Origin of the sequence: Labrenzia sp. PHM005 (assembly GCF_006517275.1) — a bacterium.
Lineage (GTDB): Bacteria > Pseudomonadota > Alphaproteobacteria > Rhizobiales > Stappiaceae > Roseibium.
In genome coordinates, this window is sequence record NZ_CP041191.1 from 1,225,005 (window position 1) to 1,239,241 (window position 14,237).

Here is a 14,237-nt window from a genome sequence, read left to right on the forward strand (position 1 = left end):
GGGAGCGGCGGCTGCCGCCGTTCCCCCAACTCCTGGCGACAGAATATGTCTATCTCTGAAACGGCGAGCCCGCGCGGTTCTGTTGTTGACAGATTGCGTGATGCCTTGCCCAAACTCGTGTTGAGTCCGACGGTCGCCATTGTCGCGATCTTCGTCTACGGCTTTATCTTCTTCACGCTGTATCTGTCCTTTACCGACAGCCGCATCCTGCCCTCCTTCGGATGGGTTGGCTGGCAGAACTTTGAAAACCTGTTCAAGATCCGCGCGTGGGACATTGCCGTTTCCAACTTGGTGGTCTTCGGCTTTCTCTACATAACCATCTGCTGCGCGCTCGGCCTGCTCCTGGCGATCCTTTTGGACCAGCGGATCCGGGCCGAAGGTTTTATCCGCACAATCTACCTCTATCCGATGGCGCTCAGCTTTATCGTCACCGGGATCGCCTGGAAGTGGTTTCTGGATCCGGGCATCGGCATTGAAGCGGTGGTTCGCGGCTGGGGCTGGGAAACCTTTACCTTCAACTGGATCAAAGACCGGGAGATGGCGATCTACACCATCGTCATTGCTGCGGTCTGGCAGACGTCCGGGTTCGTTATGGCCATGTTTTTGGCCGGTTTGCGCGGGATCGACAGCGAGATGATGAAGGCAGCGCAGATCGATGGCGCATCCACCTTCGCGCTCTACCGCCGGATTGTCATTCCGCAGCTGCGCCCGGCCTTCATGTCCGCCTTTGTTGTACTCGCACATATGGCGATCAAGTCCTACGACTTGGTCATCGCCCTGACCGGTGGCGGCCCTGGAACAGCAACCGAATTGCCTGCGACCTTCATGTATTCCTATACGTTCACCCGAAATCAGATGGGGATTGGTGCCGCTTCGGCCGTGATCATGCTGATGACCATTGCCGCGATCATTGTGCCGTATCTGTGGTCCGAACTGAGGGAGAAAAAGTGATGGCGAGCGCGACCAAATCCTCTTCTCTCAACCTGGGCCGCATTGTCCTATATGCGCTGCTGGTCCTGTTCTGTCTCTATTACCTGCTGCCGCTCTATGTGATGGTGGTGAACTCGCTGAAACCGCTGTCTGAAATCACGGCCGGCGGCATGATGGCGCTGCCTGGTGAGTGGACAATTGCTCCGTGGTCGAGTGCCTGGTCGAGTGCCCAGGTGGGTGTCGAAGCAACGGGTCTGCGGCCCTACTTCCTCAATTCCATCATCATGGTCGTCCCGGCCGTCGCTCTGTCGACCTTGGTTGGGGCATTGAATGGGTATGTTCTGACCAAGTGGGCGTTTCGCGGGTCGACCGTTTTGTTCGGCTTGCTGCTGTTCGGCTGCTTCATCCCGTTCCAAATGGTGCTGATCCCGATGGCGCGCATGCTGGGCCTGATGGGTCTCGCCGGATCCGTGCCCGGATTGATCTTCGTTCACTTCGTTTACGGTATCGGCTTCTCAACGCTTTATTTCCGCAACTACTATGCGGCCTTCCCGACGGAACTCGTCCGTGCCGCCCAAATCGACGGAGCCGGTTTCTTCCGGATCTTCTGGCGCATTCTGCTGCCGTCCTCCGGACCGATCGCTGTGGTCTGCATCATCTGGCAGTTCACCAACATCTGGAACGACTTCCTGTTCGGGGCTTCCTTCTCGGATTTCGACAGTCAGCCGATGACGGTCGCACTCAACAACCTGGTGCAATCCTCGACTGGGGTGAAGGAATACAACGTTCACTTTGCGGGCGCGATCATGGCCGCCCTGCCAACGCTCTTTGTGTACATCGTCGCCGGTCGCTACTTCGTCCGCGGCCTGATGGCTGGCTCAGTAAAAGGATAATCCCATGGGCTTTCTCGACATCAAACAGGCGACCAAGTCCTATGGTGCCGTTCAGGTTCTGCAAGAGACGGACATCTCCATTGAAGAAGGCGAGTTCCTGGTGCTGGTCGGCCCGTCCGGCTGTGGCAAGTCCACGCTTCTCAACATGATCGCCGGCCTCGAAGATATCACCACCGGTGAGATCGCAATCCGCGACCGCAGTATGAATGGGGTCAAGCCGGCCGACCGGAACATCGCCATGGTGTTCCAGTCCTACGCGCTTTATCCGAACATGACTGTCAAAGGGAACATCTCCTTCGGCATGGAAATGCACGGCATTGAAAAGCCTGAGCGGGAAAAACGGATCTCGCAAGTTGCAGATCTCCTTCAGATCAGCCATTTGCTCGACCGCAAACCAGGCCAATTGTCTGGCGGTCAGCGGCAGCGTGTTGCCATGGGCCGGGCTCTGGTCCGGGAGCCGGATGTGTTCCTATTTGATGAGCCGTTGTCGAACCTCGATGCCAAATTGCGCGTCGACATGCGGACGGAAATCAAGAAGCTGCACCAAAAGCTCGGCACAACGATTGTCTACGTGACCCATGACCAGATCGAGGCGCTGACGCTGTCGACACGGATCGCGGTCATGTTCGGCGGGTATGTCCAGCAGCTCGGCACACCCAAGGAGATCTATGATGATCCGGCGAACATGTTCGTCGCCGGGTTCATGGGATCCCCGTCCATGAACCTGTTCCCGGCCAAGGTTGTGTCGGCCGATGGCAAACCGGCAGCGGAGATTGCGCTCGCCAATGGCAAGACGGCGGCGCTTCCTTTTGCCAACGACACTTTGGCGTCAAGTATTGGCCGCGACATTGTGCTTGGTCTTCGCCCCGAGGCGATCACAGACAAGGATGGCGCCGACCGTAATTCTAAGGCCGTTCACCTGGTTGAAGCACCTGTCGAGGTCACCGAACCTGCCGGATCTGACACGTTTGTTGTCACGCAGATCGGCGGCAAAGATGTCACCGGTCGTTTCCGGGCTGATGTCTCCGTTAGTGCGGGAGAAAGCTTCCCCTTTGCCTTCAACATGGACAAGGCGGTTGCGTTCGATCCGCAAACGGAAGACCGAATCCGATAATACCTTTGGAAAGCGCGGCAATGCGTCCGCGCTTTTCTTTTGACACAAAATTGGAACGTTCCATAAACTGAAGTTGAGCGAATTGGGTGGGTAGAAAATGTCTCCGGATGTGGTGATCATTGGCAGCGGTATGGGGGGAGCGAGCCTGGCGGCGGGCCTTGCGCCGTCCGGTGCACGGATCACGATTTTGGAGCGGGGCACTCAAATTCCGGATGATGCGCCGGCCCGTGATCCCTGGCGGATTTACACCAACAGCGCCTTCCGCTCCAAAGAGACCTGGCTGGATGGGACTGGCACGGAGTTTGAGCCGGGCAACTACTACAATGTCGGTGGCAACTCGAAGCTCTACGGCGCTGTGCTGATCCGCTACCGGGAAGAAGATTTCGGCGAGTTGGAACATGAAGACGGGATCTCCCCGGCCTGGCCAATCAGTTATAAAGACCTCGCTACCTGGTATGAAAAAGCCGAACACCTCTACAACGTCCGGGGTGACGTGACATCTGACGTCTGTGAGCCGCCGCACGACGGACCTTATCCGTTTCCACCGGTTCCGGATGAACCTGCCTTAAAGGTCGCCCGGCAACGTCTTGAAGACGCCGGTGTTCAACCGTTTTCTCTTCCTTTGGGTGTCGATATCGAAAGATGGCTGGCCGCCGGGCAAACGGGCTGGGATGGATATCCGGACCAGCGCTGCGGCAAGATGGATGCTGAGACCTGCGGCCTCGCGGCAGCCTTGCAACATGACAACGTCGACTTGATCACAAGCGCAGAAGTCCAAACGCTTCAGGCTGATCCCAAAACCCGGCGTATCACATCCGTCACCTATAAAAAGGGCGGCGAAGAGCACCAGCTCAAACCGGCTGTTGTCGTTGTCTGTGCCGGGGCCGTCCAATCAGCGGCACTGCTGTTGCGGTCGGGTCTTGCCAACAGCTCGGACTATGTTGGCCGCTGTTTCATGAACCACAACGCAACCGCAGTCATTGCCATTGATCCCCGGTTTCACAACGATTCCATCTACCAAAAGACTTTTGGGATTAACGACTGGTACTTGTCAGACGGAAACGGCGGCAAACCGCTGGGCAATGTCCAGCTTCTTGGCCGGGTGACCCCGGACATCTTGAAAATCCAGGTGCCGCAGCTGCCCAAATTCCTTGCCAAGTGGTTGTCGGATCATGCGCTGGATCTTTATCTGATTTCTGAGGATTTGCCTGATCCCGAAAGTCGGGTGGTTCTAAAAAATGGCCAGATCCAGCTCCGCTGGCAGCGGTCGAACATGACTGCGCATCAAAAGCTGGTTAGCAAAACCAAACGCACGCTCCGCAAGGCCGGATTTCCGATAGTCCTATCCCGGCTCTTTGATGGCCGGGTGCCATCACATCAATGCGGTACGGTCCGCATGGGCGGTGACCCCAAGACCTCGGTGCTCGACCCGGATTGCCGGTCTTGGGACCATCCCAATCTATACGTAAGCGATGCCGCAGCCCTGCCGACATCGGCCGCGGTAAATCCTGCGCTGACAGTCGCAGCGCTTGCCCTAAGAACAGCAGATACTATTCGCAAGGAGTTGGCCCAATGAGCAAGATCGCCCTTGTCACGGGTGGCCAGAGGGGGATTGGGTTTGGCATTTCCCAAGCGCTGATTGCAGCTGGTTACAAGGTTGCCATCGTTGCCCAGCTCGACCCAACCGAACCGGAGGTCGCCGGAGCACTGGAGGCTCTGGGAGATGACGCGGTTTATTATCGCCATGACCTTCAGAATATCGACGACCACGCTGAGGTGCTGGACCGGATCGAACAGGATCTCGGCCCAATTACGACGTTTGTGTCCAATGCGGGCGTTCCGGCAAAAATCCGCGGTGACATGCTCGATCTTCATCCTGGCAGCTTCGACTTCGTCATGGGTGTTAATCTGCGTGGCGCGTTTTTCCTGGCTCAAGATGTCGCCCGCCGCATGTTGTCCCGCCCGGAATGCACTGATTACCGGTCGCTGATTTTCATCACCTCGGTCAGTGCGGAGATGGTGTCCATCGAGCGCGCGGAATACTGCATGTCGAAGGCGGGGGCGGCGATGATGGCAAAGCTCTTCACCGTGCGTCTGGCGCCCCACGGCATTGGCGTTTTTGAAATCCAGCCGGGCATCATTGAAACGCCGCTGACGGCCGGAGTGAAAGATCAATACACGCAACGGATTGCGGGTGGGCTTGTCCCGGCTGAACGTTGGGGCCTGCCCGGCGATATTGCGGACACACTGGTTCCGCTGGCCGAAGGCAAGATGGCGTTTGCTACCGGCTCAACCCTTGCCGTCGACGGCGGCCTGTCGATTTCGCGTCTTTGAGAGACTGTTATGACCCAAGGCTATGATTTCATCATTATCGGTGGCGGCAGTGCCGGTTCAGTGGTTGCGGCCCGGTTGAGCGAGAACCCGGATATCCAGGTTTTGCTTTTGGAAGCCGGCGGTCGTGATTGGCACCCGTTTTACCATCTGCCTGCCGGCTTTGCGAAGATGACCAAGGGCATCGGCTCCTGGGGTTGGCATACCGTTCCGCAAAAGCACATGCAGGACCGCGTTTTCCGTTACACCCAAGCCAAGGTGATCGGCGGTGGGTCGGCGATCAATGCGCAGATTTATACACGCGGCAATGCCCAAGACTATGATGAATGGCGTCAGCTCGGCTGTGAAGGCTGGGGCTATGAAGATGTCCTGCCTTACTACAGAAAGGCTGAGGACAACGACACGTATGACAATAGATATCATGGAAAGGGCGGCCCGATGGGCGTCTCCAAACCGTGTGCGCCATTGCCGATCTGTGAGGCCTATTTCGAAGCTGCTGCGGTGCTCGGCATTCCGAAAAACGAGGATGTCACTGGTGAGAAACAAGATGGCGTTGCCTATTATCAGCTGACCCAGCGCAACGCGCGCCGCTCGTCAGCCGCCATGGCCTATTTGGCGCCCAACCGGTCGCGGCCAAACCTCCACGTTAGAACCGGAGCCAATGTCCGCAGGATCACCGTTGAAAATGGCAAGGCTACGGGCGTTGAGCTGATGAATGGCGAACGCCTGACGGCAACCACTGAAGTCATTCTGTCATCTGGTTCAATTGGCTCACCGCGCCTTTTGCAACTCTCCGGGATCGGCCCGGGCGAAGAACTGCAAAAGCTTGGCATTGATGTGGTTTTGGACCAACCGAATGTCGGCGCCAACTTGCAGGACCATCTGGATCTTTATTGCATTTGTGAAGTCAGCGGACCACACACCTATGACCGCTTTGCCAAACCGCATTTGTCGGTGTTAGCTGGTTTGCAATACATCTTCACCCGCCGGGGTCCGGTCTCTTCCAGCCTCTTTGAAACAGGCGGCTTCTGGTATGCCGATCCGGACGCCAGGTCGCCGGACTTGCAGTTTCATTTGGGACTTGGCACCGGGATTGAATCCGGTGTGGCTGCGATGCCGGATGGTGGCGTGACCCTCAATTCCTGTTATTTGCGCCCGCGCTCACGTGGGTCCGTACGCTTGCAAAGTGCCGACCCGTCCGTAGCGCCGTTGATCGATCCGAACTACCTGCAGGACCCGCGCGATAAGGAAATGTCGATCCGTGGTCTGAAGCTGACCCAGGAAATCATGGCGCAAGCGCCCTTGAAGCCTTTCATCAAAGCGCAGCGATTGCCCGGGCCGGATGTCCAAACAGACGAAGACTACTTCCAGTTCATCTGCGAGCACTCCAAGACATCCCACCATCCGGCGGGCACCTGCCGGATGGGCGTGGATGAGGGCGCTGTTGTCGACCCGCGGCTCCGTTTCAACGGGATTGATGGCCTGCGTATCGTTGATGCCTCCATCATGCCGAATGTCATCTCCTCCAACACCAATGCCGCGGCCATCATGATCGGCGAAAAAGCCTCCGACATGATCCGCGAAGACCATGGGAAAAAATCATGATCCGCCACATTGTTTTGGTCAAATTCGAACCAAGCGTTTCGGAAGGCACCATCAGCGCGCTCTTTGAAGAACTTCGTGAGATCGAAGCGCACGTTCCGGGCATTCTCGATATCAAATCCGGCCGCAGCGAAAGCCCGGAAAGAATTGAACGCGGCTATATGCATGGGTTTACGGTCGATTTTCAGAATTGGGCCGCGCTAGAGGCCTACCAGCAGCACCCAGCGCACAAGGCGCTTGGTGCCCAGCTGGTCGCCAACGCCATCGGCGGTCTCGACGGCATTCTGGTTCTCGATATTCCTGTAACCGTTTAAGCGCTCTACGCTTTTCTGGAGTTGTTCATGTTGAAACTGCCGACCTACTCGAACACGCTTAAGGACTACAGCCTTTCCGGAAATGCGCTGACACCGCGTGCTCCGCGCACGCCCCTGACACGGACAGCCTTCGCTGCGGCCCATGTGGTTTCCGACCCGCTTGCAGAGCGGGATCCCTGGGAGGGCCGGCCGGCTGTTGATTGGGAGAACACGCTCCGGTTTCGACACTGGCTTTGGGACCAGGGGCTCGGTCTGGCCGAAGCCATGGACACCGCTCAACGGGGCATGGGGGTTGATTGGCTGACAGCCAAGGAACTCATTGAGCGGACCATGGCTGAGGCAAAAGCCCATCCTTTAAAGCCACGTGTCGCTTGTGGAGCTGGGACCGACCAGAAAGCTCTCTCCGACCTTAAAACCCCGGCAGACATTGTCAGCGCCTATTCGGAACAGATGGAGGCGATTGAGGCCGCAGGCGGCCAGGTAATCTTGATGGCATCGAAGGCGTTTCCGGCCATTGGTGCGGCGGCTGATGACTATGCTTGGGCCCATGGCAAGCTGCTGGAGCAGGCGGCAGACCCTGTCATCCTGCATTGGCTTGGCGACATGTTTGATCCGGCTCTGGCAGGCTACTGGGGCTCGGCCGATGTTGGCGAAGCGACTGATGCGGTGCTGGCCATCATCAATGCCCATGAAACCAAGATTGATGGCATCAAGATTTCACTGCTCGACAAAACTCACGAAGAACACTTCCGCGCCCGGCTTCCGGAGAGTGTCCGGCTCTACACCGGTGATGATTTCAATTATGCGGATTTGATCGAAGGCGACGGAACCCGGTATTCTCACGCACTTCTGGGAGCATTTGCGGCAATAGCGCCGGTTGCCAGCCACGCGCTGGAAGCACTGGCCGAAAACGATCTTGATACCTACCACGAACTCTTTGCACCGACTGTGCCGCTTAGCCGGGAGATTTTTAAGGCGCCGACCCGGTTTTATAAGGCCGGCATTGCTTTCCTGGCCTGGCTCAATGATGCGCAAAGCCACTTCATCATGCCCGGCGGGTTTCAGTCGTCGCGCGAGATCGTGCATTACGCGGAAGTTTTCAGGCTTGCAGATCAGGCGCGATTGTTGTCAAAGCCAGACATTGCCGTTGAACGCATGACGTTGTTGTTGCGGTTGCACGGCCTGGGGTGAGCTGGATCGGGGAGAGAATGAAGAAGAGACCGACTATACTGGATGTGGCCAAGAAGGCTGGCGTGTCCAAGTCAACGGTGTCGCTCGTTCTCCAGAATTCCCCGTCGGTCAAAATAGCCACGCGGGACACGGTCAACGAGGCGATTAAAGACCTCGGGTATGTCTACAACCGATCCGCTGCCGGACTGCGCGGGGCGGCTTCTGGTCTAATTGGCCTGATCATCAATGATCTGCGCAACCCGTTCTTCACCGAATTCGCCGCGAGCGCCCAGATGGAATTTGCCCGCAAAGGCTATGCCACGGTGATCGCGAACACCGATGAAGATCCGGATGTTCAGGCTCAAGTCATTGAATCCATGATCGAACATGGGGTTTCGGCTTTTGTTATTTCGCCAACCTATGGCGAGGATACCTCTGCCTTCGACCGGATCCAGCGCGCTAATATTCCAACGATGCAAGTGTTGCGTCAGACCGATAAAAGAACGGATCTCTTTCCCTTTGCGTCCCACAATTATGCCGCTGGTGGTGTTCTGGCGACAGAACACTTGATTGGTCTTGGGTGCCGGAAGATCGCATTTGTCGGTGGTTTGGAAAATCGCCCGATCACTTTGGAGCGCATGACCGGATATTCAGAGGTGATGGCAGCCCGGGGATTGCAGGTAACCGCATTTCATGACCGCCCGTCGCGAGCTTTTGGGCGGGAGATCGCTCTACACATCGCCGCCGAACATCCTGGCATTGACGGAGCGGTCTGTTTCAGCGATCTGGTGGCACTTGGAATGATGTCGGGCTTTGCGGAGGCTGACATCCGGACTGGAGAGGACATCCGGATTGTCGGATTTGATGACATTGAAGAAAGTTGCTTGGCCTATCCGGGCTTGAGCTCCGTGCGCTGTGATACCGCGTCCTTCGGCAAAAAAGCTGCCGAGGCTATGCTTGCCTGGATCGTGGACGGCACACGCCCGCCCGATACCCAGCGCTATGATGTTGAACTGATCGCACGCCAATCCAGCACTGGTTTGAAGCGGCCGTGATCGGACCGTAAAAGAATTAAAATGGCTTCTTGCCGCATCCGGCATTGAGACGGTATCTGTCATGCAAACGGCAAGCCTTATTGGTTGCGATAGGTTCTAACATCCTGGAAATCCGGCTGAAGATTTGATACCGGCTTGCAAGCAGGTCTCATGAGACCAGGAAACTGAGGCATACTCATAAAAATCTGAACGAATGGCCGGTGTTTCGGCTGCCGAGATGCTGGAAATGGATGACCATGATCGAGACACCCTATTACCTGATCGACAAAGCGGGTCTGCTCCGCAATCTGGAAAAAATCGCCTACGTCAGGGAGCGCTCGGGAGCCAAGGCACTGCTTGCGCTGAAATGCTTCGCCACATGGTGCGTCTTTGATTTCATGCGCGACTATATGGATGGCACGACGTCGTCATCGCTGAATGAGGTTCGTCTGGGGCATGAACGCTTCGGCAAGGAGACACATGCCTATTCGGTGGCTTATGCCGATTACGAGATCGACGAAGTGATTTCCCACGCGGACAAGATTATTTTCAATTCGATCAGTCAGCTGGAGCGATTTGCCGATAAAGCCTCGGGCATCGTTCGCGGACTGCGCCTCAATCCGCAGACCTCCTCGTCCAGTTTCGATCTTGCCGATCCGGCCCGCCCGTTTTCGCGGCTTGGCGAATGGGACGTTGCGAAGGTTGAAAAGGTCATGGACCGGATCAGCGGCTTCATGATCCACAACAACTGCGAAAACAGTGATTTCTCGCTGTTTGATCGCATGCTTGGCGAGATCGAAGAGAAATTCGGTACGCTGCTTGCGCGCGTGGAGTGGGTCAGCCTTGGAGGTGGTATCCATTTTACCGGCGAAAACTATCCGCTTGACCTCTTCTCCGACCGTCTCAAGGCCTTTTCCGAAAAATACGGTGTTCAGGTTTATCTGGAGCCGGGAGAAGCATCGATCACGAACTCGACCACACTTGAAACCACCGTGCTCGACACGCTGTTCAATGGCAAAAACCTCGCCATTGTCGACGCATCCATTGAAGCGCATATGCTGGATCTGCTGATCTACCGGGAAAACGCGAAAGTGGCGCCGGATCAAGGAGATCACCCTTACATGATTTGCGGCAAATCCTGTCTCGCCGGCGACATTTTTGGCGAATTCCGGTTTCCAAACGCACTGAAAGCCGGTGACCGTGTTTCCATTCAGGACGCAGCCGGATACACGATGGTCAAGAAGAACTGGTTCAACGGCGTGAAAATGCCTGCGATTGCCATGAAGGAACTGGATGGCACGGTCGTCCCGGTCCGCGAATTCACCTATCAAGATTACGAACAAAGTCTCTCTTGAGACCTGACACGCACACAGCTCACGTTCCAAGGAAGGTAGAGGAACACATGAAAAAGAATGTTCTCATCGTCGGCGCCGGCGGCGTTGCCCAGGTCGTGGCGCATAAATGCGCGCAGAACAACGATGTTTTGGGCGACATAAACATCGCATCGCGGACCAAATCCAAATGCGATGACATCATTGCCTCTGTGAATGAAAAGAATGCCTTGAAACAGCCGGGGGTGCTAGAAGGTCATGAGCTCAACGCGCTTGATATTGAGGCGACGGCTGACCTGATCCGCAAGACGAAGTCAGAAATCGTTATCAACGTCGGAACAGCGTTCTTGAACATGTCCGTCTTGAGCGCGTGTTTGAAAACGGGTGCGGCCTACATCGACACCGCCATTCACGAAGAGCCGGGCAAGATTTGTGAAACACCGCCCTGGTACGGAAATTACGAGTGGAAGCGGGCAGAAGAGTGCGAAAAGGCTGGTGTGACCGCCGTCCTCGGGGCCGGGTTTGATCCAGGTGTCGTCAACGCCTATGCCCGGCTTGCAAAAGACGACTATCTCGACAAGGTGACCGAGGTCGATATCGTCGACATCAATGCGGGCAGCCACCAGCAGTATTTCGCCACCAACTTCGATCCGGAAATCAATTTCCGCGAGTTCACCGGCACGGTATATTCCTGGCAGAAAGGCGCGTGGCAGTCGAACAAGATGTTCGAGATCGGCAAAGAGTATGACCTACCGGTTGTCGGCAAGCGCATGGCCTATCTCTGCGGCCACGACGAAGTGCATTCGCTGGCCAAAAACATGGACGGCGCCGATGTCCGTTTTTGGATGGGCTTTGGCGAGCATTACATCAACGTCTTCACCGTTTTGAAAAACATTGGCCTGTTGTCAGAACAGCCGGTCACCACAGCTGAGGGGCTCGAAGTCGTGCCGCTTAAGGTGGTGAAGGCCTGCTTGCCGGATCCGTCCTCACTGGCGCCGGAATACGAAGGCAAGACGTGTATCGGTGACTTTGTGAAGGGCATCAAAGACGGCAAGGACCACGAAGTCTTCATCTATAATGTTGCCGATCATGCTGAAGCTTATGCAGAAGTCGGCAGCCAGGGCATTTCCTATACCGCAGGTGTGCCGCCGGTCGCCGCGGCCATGCTGATCGCGACGGGCGAGTGGGACGTGAAGAAGATGGTCAATGTGGAAGAGCTGCCGCCACATCCGTTCCTCGGCATATTGAACCGGATCGGCTTGCCAACCCGGATCAAGGACTCAAACGGCGACCGCGCAATCGAGTTTTAAGCGCGGGCTTGAGATTAAACGAAAAAACCGGCGGTACGGATCACTCCGTACCGCCGGTTTTTTGGGCGAATAGCACATAGTATATCGAGACTTTTGCCGTGATTCCGAACATGCGCGGCGCAATCATCCCTCCGATGTTGGCCACATTCTGCTGGGTCTCCAGGAAAGCAGAATGAGCTTATCAAACATGTCGGTCACGCAGTCATGAATCAGGAATTTGTCATCACTATAGGACACCGTGAGGACTTTGGAGATCGGCCATTAACGATCCAGTTCGTTAATCCCATGCTTGCCAGAGCGCCGTTTTGAATCGAAAAATTCACTGAGATTCGCTATAGAGCATTGAAATTATTGATGATTTCGACAGAATTCGAACTTGAGTCCCTTAGATTTAGAAGCTGTTGTATGTGGGGATGGCATTATATAAGACAGCAAAACTTGCCTATCTAATGATAGATCAATTTCGGCATGTCCGACTTTGGACAACCCAGTTTGCAACCATCCGGGGTTTCAACATGCGGGTGCTGTGTGACGAAGAGCGCATCCGCACTGAAGGGCAACAGCTTTAGCTCCGGCTGGGCTACCGATGGGGACATCCGGCACCAGGTTCGACCGGGTTCTCCCTCGCCGGTATCGGAACCATCGCCCGCAAGGACGGTGTGAAAATTTCCGCGTGCGGGATGTCACAGACGCCTCACTCAAAACTACCAAACACCGGCCTTTGCCGGCGTCCCGCACACCTCTCATAACTTCAGGGCAAACACCCCGTGGAAGGGGTGGGGCTGGACGCCTTTCCTCCCCATGTCATGGCGGGGTGGCTCGACGCGGCTTGGCCGAACCTCCCACTCCCTAGGGTCGGGGAGAGGGGGGCAACGCCGTCTTTCGCCCTTACGGCTCGCACCGGGCTTTCCCCCTCATCCGCCGCTTCGCGACACCTACTCCCCAAGGGAGAAGGACGTTCGACGTCATCCCGGCGGAGGCCGGGGTCCCGATCGAAAGGGCGGTTAGCGCGAAGCTATACGACACCCTCCCCATTATCACTAACTGCCCGCTCCCTCAGCGGCCCAATCCGCCGCGTCTCCTGCGTAATTGATTAAAATCTGGGTCGAATTCGCCTCAAAACCACACTTCTAGTTTATCGGACTGGCAAGACATCCCTGCTTTCATTGCCCATGGATGCACCAGAGGACCGGCTGCAATGGGCGCCGGCAGGAGAGGTGAAACATGTCCAGTGACGACAGGGCAGGACCAGCCGCACAAGTGGTGGTTTTTGCTTCGCAAAAGGGCGGATCGGGCAAGACCACGGTCTCGGCCCACATGGCGCTGGAAGCCGAACGGGCCGGCTATGGTCCGGTGGCGCTGATCGATACCGACCCGCAGGGCTCGATGGCCAAATGGTGGAATGCCCGGGCCAGCGCCACCCCGGCCTTTGCCCAGATTTCCGTACCCGATCTGGCCCGCGACATCGCGGTGCTGGAGGAGGCCGGCTACCGGCTGATCGTTATCGATACGCCGCCGGCGGTGACCTCGACCATCGCTGAAGTGATCACCCATGCCGATCTGGTGGTGATCCCGACCCGGCCCAGCCCGCACGATCTGCGGGCGGTGGGCCCGACGGTGGATATCGTGCAGATGCAAAGCAAGCCGCTGGTATTTGTTGTCAATTCGGCCACGGCCCGAGCCCGGATTACCGGCGAGACGGCGGTGGCCCTGTCCCAGCACGGCACCGTAGCGCCGGTCACCCTGCACCACCGGGTCGATTTCGCCGCCTCGATGATCGATGGCCGCACCGTGGGCGAGGTCAATCCCGATAGCCGTTCAGCGGTGGAGACCGCCCGGTTGTGGGCCTATTTCCAGGACCGGCTGATGCGGATGCAGGGCGACCGGCTGGACCTGATCGGCCGGCCGCCACGGCGCACCTTCGAGGATGATATTCTCAGCCCGGCCACGGCGGGAATGTCGTCCCATGCCGAGGATGAGGACGAGATCCCGCTGGAAGACCGGCCCGGCTATGCCCTGCCGGGCCTGGCGCCGCGCTTAGGCACCGGCGCCGGTGTCGCAGTCACCGAGCCCGGTCCGCCCGCCGAGGCGGTGAATTCCAACTGGGACGGGGTGGAGCGTCGGCGCGCCGATACGGGTCCGCCGCGCGGCCAGCCCGATCGCCGCCGCTCCCATCAACCCTTCGGCCGCCGGCATCTTGCATAAGGA

Annotated in this window: 12 protein-coding genes; all 12 read left to right on the top strand. The window is 57.1% G+C overall.

Features of this window, described 5'->3' with window-relative positions:
* The first annotated feature begins 45 nt into the window (after positions 1-45).
* The 12 genes from FJ695_RS05490 to FJ695_RS05545 all read left to right on the top strand — a co-directional run bounded on the left by FJ695_RS05490 (position 46) and on the right by FJ695_RS05545 (position 14,234).
* Positions 46-951 carry a carbohydrate ABC transporter permease gene (locus tag FJ695_RS05490; protein WP_209010933.1) on the top strand — a complete coding sequence of 302 codons (906 nt, stop codon included), beginning with the start codon at positions 46-48 and terminating at the stop codon, positions 949-951.
* Entirely contained in the window at positions 951-1,823 is an 873-nt protein-coding gene (locus FJ695_RS05495) for a carbohydrate ABC transporter permease (protein WP_141184504.1), read from the top strand. Before FJ695_RS05490 ends, FJ695_RS05495 begins: the two co-directional genes overlap by 1 nt.
* 4 nt (positions 1,824-1,827) lie before the next feature.
* Positions 1,828-2,937: an ABC transporter ATP-binding protein gene (locus FJ695_RS05500; protein WP_141184505.1), complete on the top strand. Its 1,110-nt coding sequence runs from the start codon at positions 1,828-1,830 to the stop codon at positions 2,935-2,937.
* 97 nt (positions 2,938-3,034) lie between these two features.
* The gene (locus tag FJ695_RS05505; protein ID WP_141184506.1) at positions 3,035-4,513 is read left to right on the top strand and encodes an FAD-dependent oxidoreductase; all 1,479 of its coding nucleotides are present in this window, start codon (positions 3,035-3,037) and stop codon (positions 4,511-4,513) included.
* Positions 4,510-5,271, top strand: coding sequence for a 3-ketoacyl-ACP reductase (locus tag FJ695_RS05510; RefSeq protein ID WP_141184507.1), 762 nt, complete (start codon positions 4,510-4,512; stop codon positions 5,269-5,271). Before FJ695_RS05505 ends, FJ695_RS05510 begins: the two co-directional genes overlap by 4 nt.
* A gap of 9 nt (positions 5,272-5,280) precedes the next feature.
* Positions 5,281-6,873, top strand: a complete 1,593-nt coding sequence (locus tag FJ695_RS05515) for a GMC family oxidoreductase (RefSeq protein ID WP_141184508.1) — start codon at positions 5,281-5,283, stop codon at positions 6,871-6,873.
* Positions 6,870-7,184: a Dabb family protein gene (locus FJ695_RS05520; RefSeq protein ID WP_141184509.1), complete on the top strand. Its 315-nt coding sequence runs from the start codon at positions 6,870-6,872 to the stop codon at positions 7,182-7,184. The genes FJ695_RS05515 and FJ695_RS05520 overlap by 4 nt, the downstream gene beginning before the upstream one ends.
* A gap of 27 nt (positions 7,185-7,211) precedes the next feature.
* Positions 7,212-8,375 carry a dihydrodipicolinate synthase family protein gene (locus FJ695_RS05525; RefSeq protein WP_141184510.1) on the top strand — a complete coding sequence of 388 codons (1,164 nt, stop codon included), beginning with the start codon at positions 7,212-7,214 and terminating at the stop codon, positions 8,373-8,375.
* A gap of 17 nt (positions 8,376-8,392) precedes the next feature.
* Positions 8,393-9,409 carry a LacI family DNA-binding transcriptional regulator gene (locus FJ695_RS05530; protein WP_141184511.1) on the top strand — a complete coding sequence of 339 codons (1,017 nt, stop codon included), beginning with the start codon at positions 8,393-8,395 and terminating at the stop codon, positions 9,407-9,409.
* A 236-nt stretch (positions 9,410-9,645) separates the two neighbouring features.
* Complete coding sequence (locus tag FJ695_RS05535; protein WP_141184512.1) at positions 9,646-10,743, top strand: carboxynorspermidine decarboxylase; 1,098 nt, start codon at positions 9,646-9,648, stop codon at positions 10,741-10,743.
* Positions 10,744-10,790: 47 nt separating this feature from the next.
* Complete coding sequence (locus tag FJ695_RS05540; protein WP_141184513.1) at positions 10,791-12,029, top strand: saccharopine dehydrogenase family protein; 1,239 nt, start codon at positions 10,791-10,793, stop codon at positions 12,027-12,029.
* 1,224 nt (positions 12,030-13,253) lie between these two features.
* A complete protein-coding gene (locus tag FJ695_RS05545) occupies positions 13,254-14,234 on the top strand; it encodes a ParA family protein (RefSeq protein ID WP_141184514.1) in 981 nt (326 codons plus the stop codon).
* The last annotated feature ends 3 nt before the right edge of the window (positions 14,235-14,237 follow it).

Excerpts from the sequence above, each read along its gene's own strand:
- FJ695_RS05490 (WP_209010933.1), top strand. The coding sequence starts at position 46 with ATGTCTATCTCTGAAACGGCGAGCCCGCGCGGTTCTGTTGTTGACAGA.
- FJ695_RS05495 (WP_141184504.1), top strand. The coding sequence starts at position 951 with ATGGCGAGCGCGACCAAATCCTCTTCTCTCAACCTGGGCCGCATTGTC.
- FJ695_RS05500 (WP_141184505.1), top strand. The coding sequence starts at position 1,828 with ATGGGCTTTCTCGACATCAAACAGGCGACCAAGTCCTATGGTGCCGTT.
- FJ695_RS05505 (WP_141184506.1), top strand. The coding sequence starts at position 3,035 with ATGTCTCCGGATGTGGTGATCATTGGCAGCGGTATGGGGGGAGCGAGC.
- FJ695_RS05510 (WP_141184507.1), top strand. The coding sequence starts at position 4,510 with ATGAGCAAGATCGCCCTTGTCACGGGTGGCCAGAGGGGGATTGGGTTT.
- FJ695_RS05515 (WP_141184508.1), top strand. The coding sequence starts at position 5,281 with ATGACCCAAGGCTATGATTTCATCATTATCGGTGGCGGCAGTGCCGGT.
- FJ695_RS05520 (WP_141184509.1), top strand. The coding sequence starts at position 6,870 with ATGATCCGCCACATTGTTTTGGTCAAATTCGAACCAAGCGTTTCGGAA.
- FJ695_RS05525 (WP_141184510.1), top strand. The coding sequence starts at position 7,212 with ATGTTGAAACTGCCGACCTACTCGAACACGCTTAAGGACTACAGCCTT.
- FJ695_RS05530 (WP_141184511.1), top strand. The coding sequence starts at position 8,393 with ATGAAGAAGAGACCGACTATACTGGATGTGGCCAAGAAGGCTGGCGTG.
- FJ695_RS05535 (WP_141184512.1), top strand. The coding sequence starts at position 9,646 with ATGATCGAGACACCCTATTACCTGATCGACAAAGCGGGTCTGCTCCGC.
- FJ695_RS05540 (WP_141184513.1), top strand. The coding sequence starts at position 10,791 with ATGAAAAAGAATGTTCTCATCGTCGGCGCCGGCGGCGTTGCCCAGGTC.
- FJ695_RS05545 (WP_141184514.1), top strand. The coding sequence starts at position 13,254 with ATGTCCAGTGACGACAGGGCAGGACCAGCCGCACAAGTGGTGGTTTTT.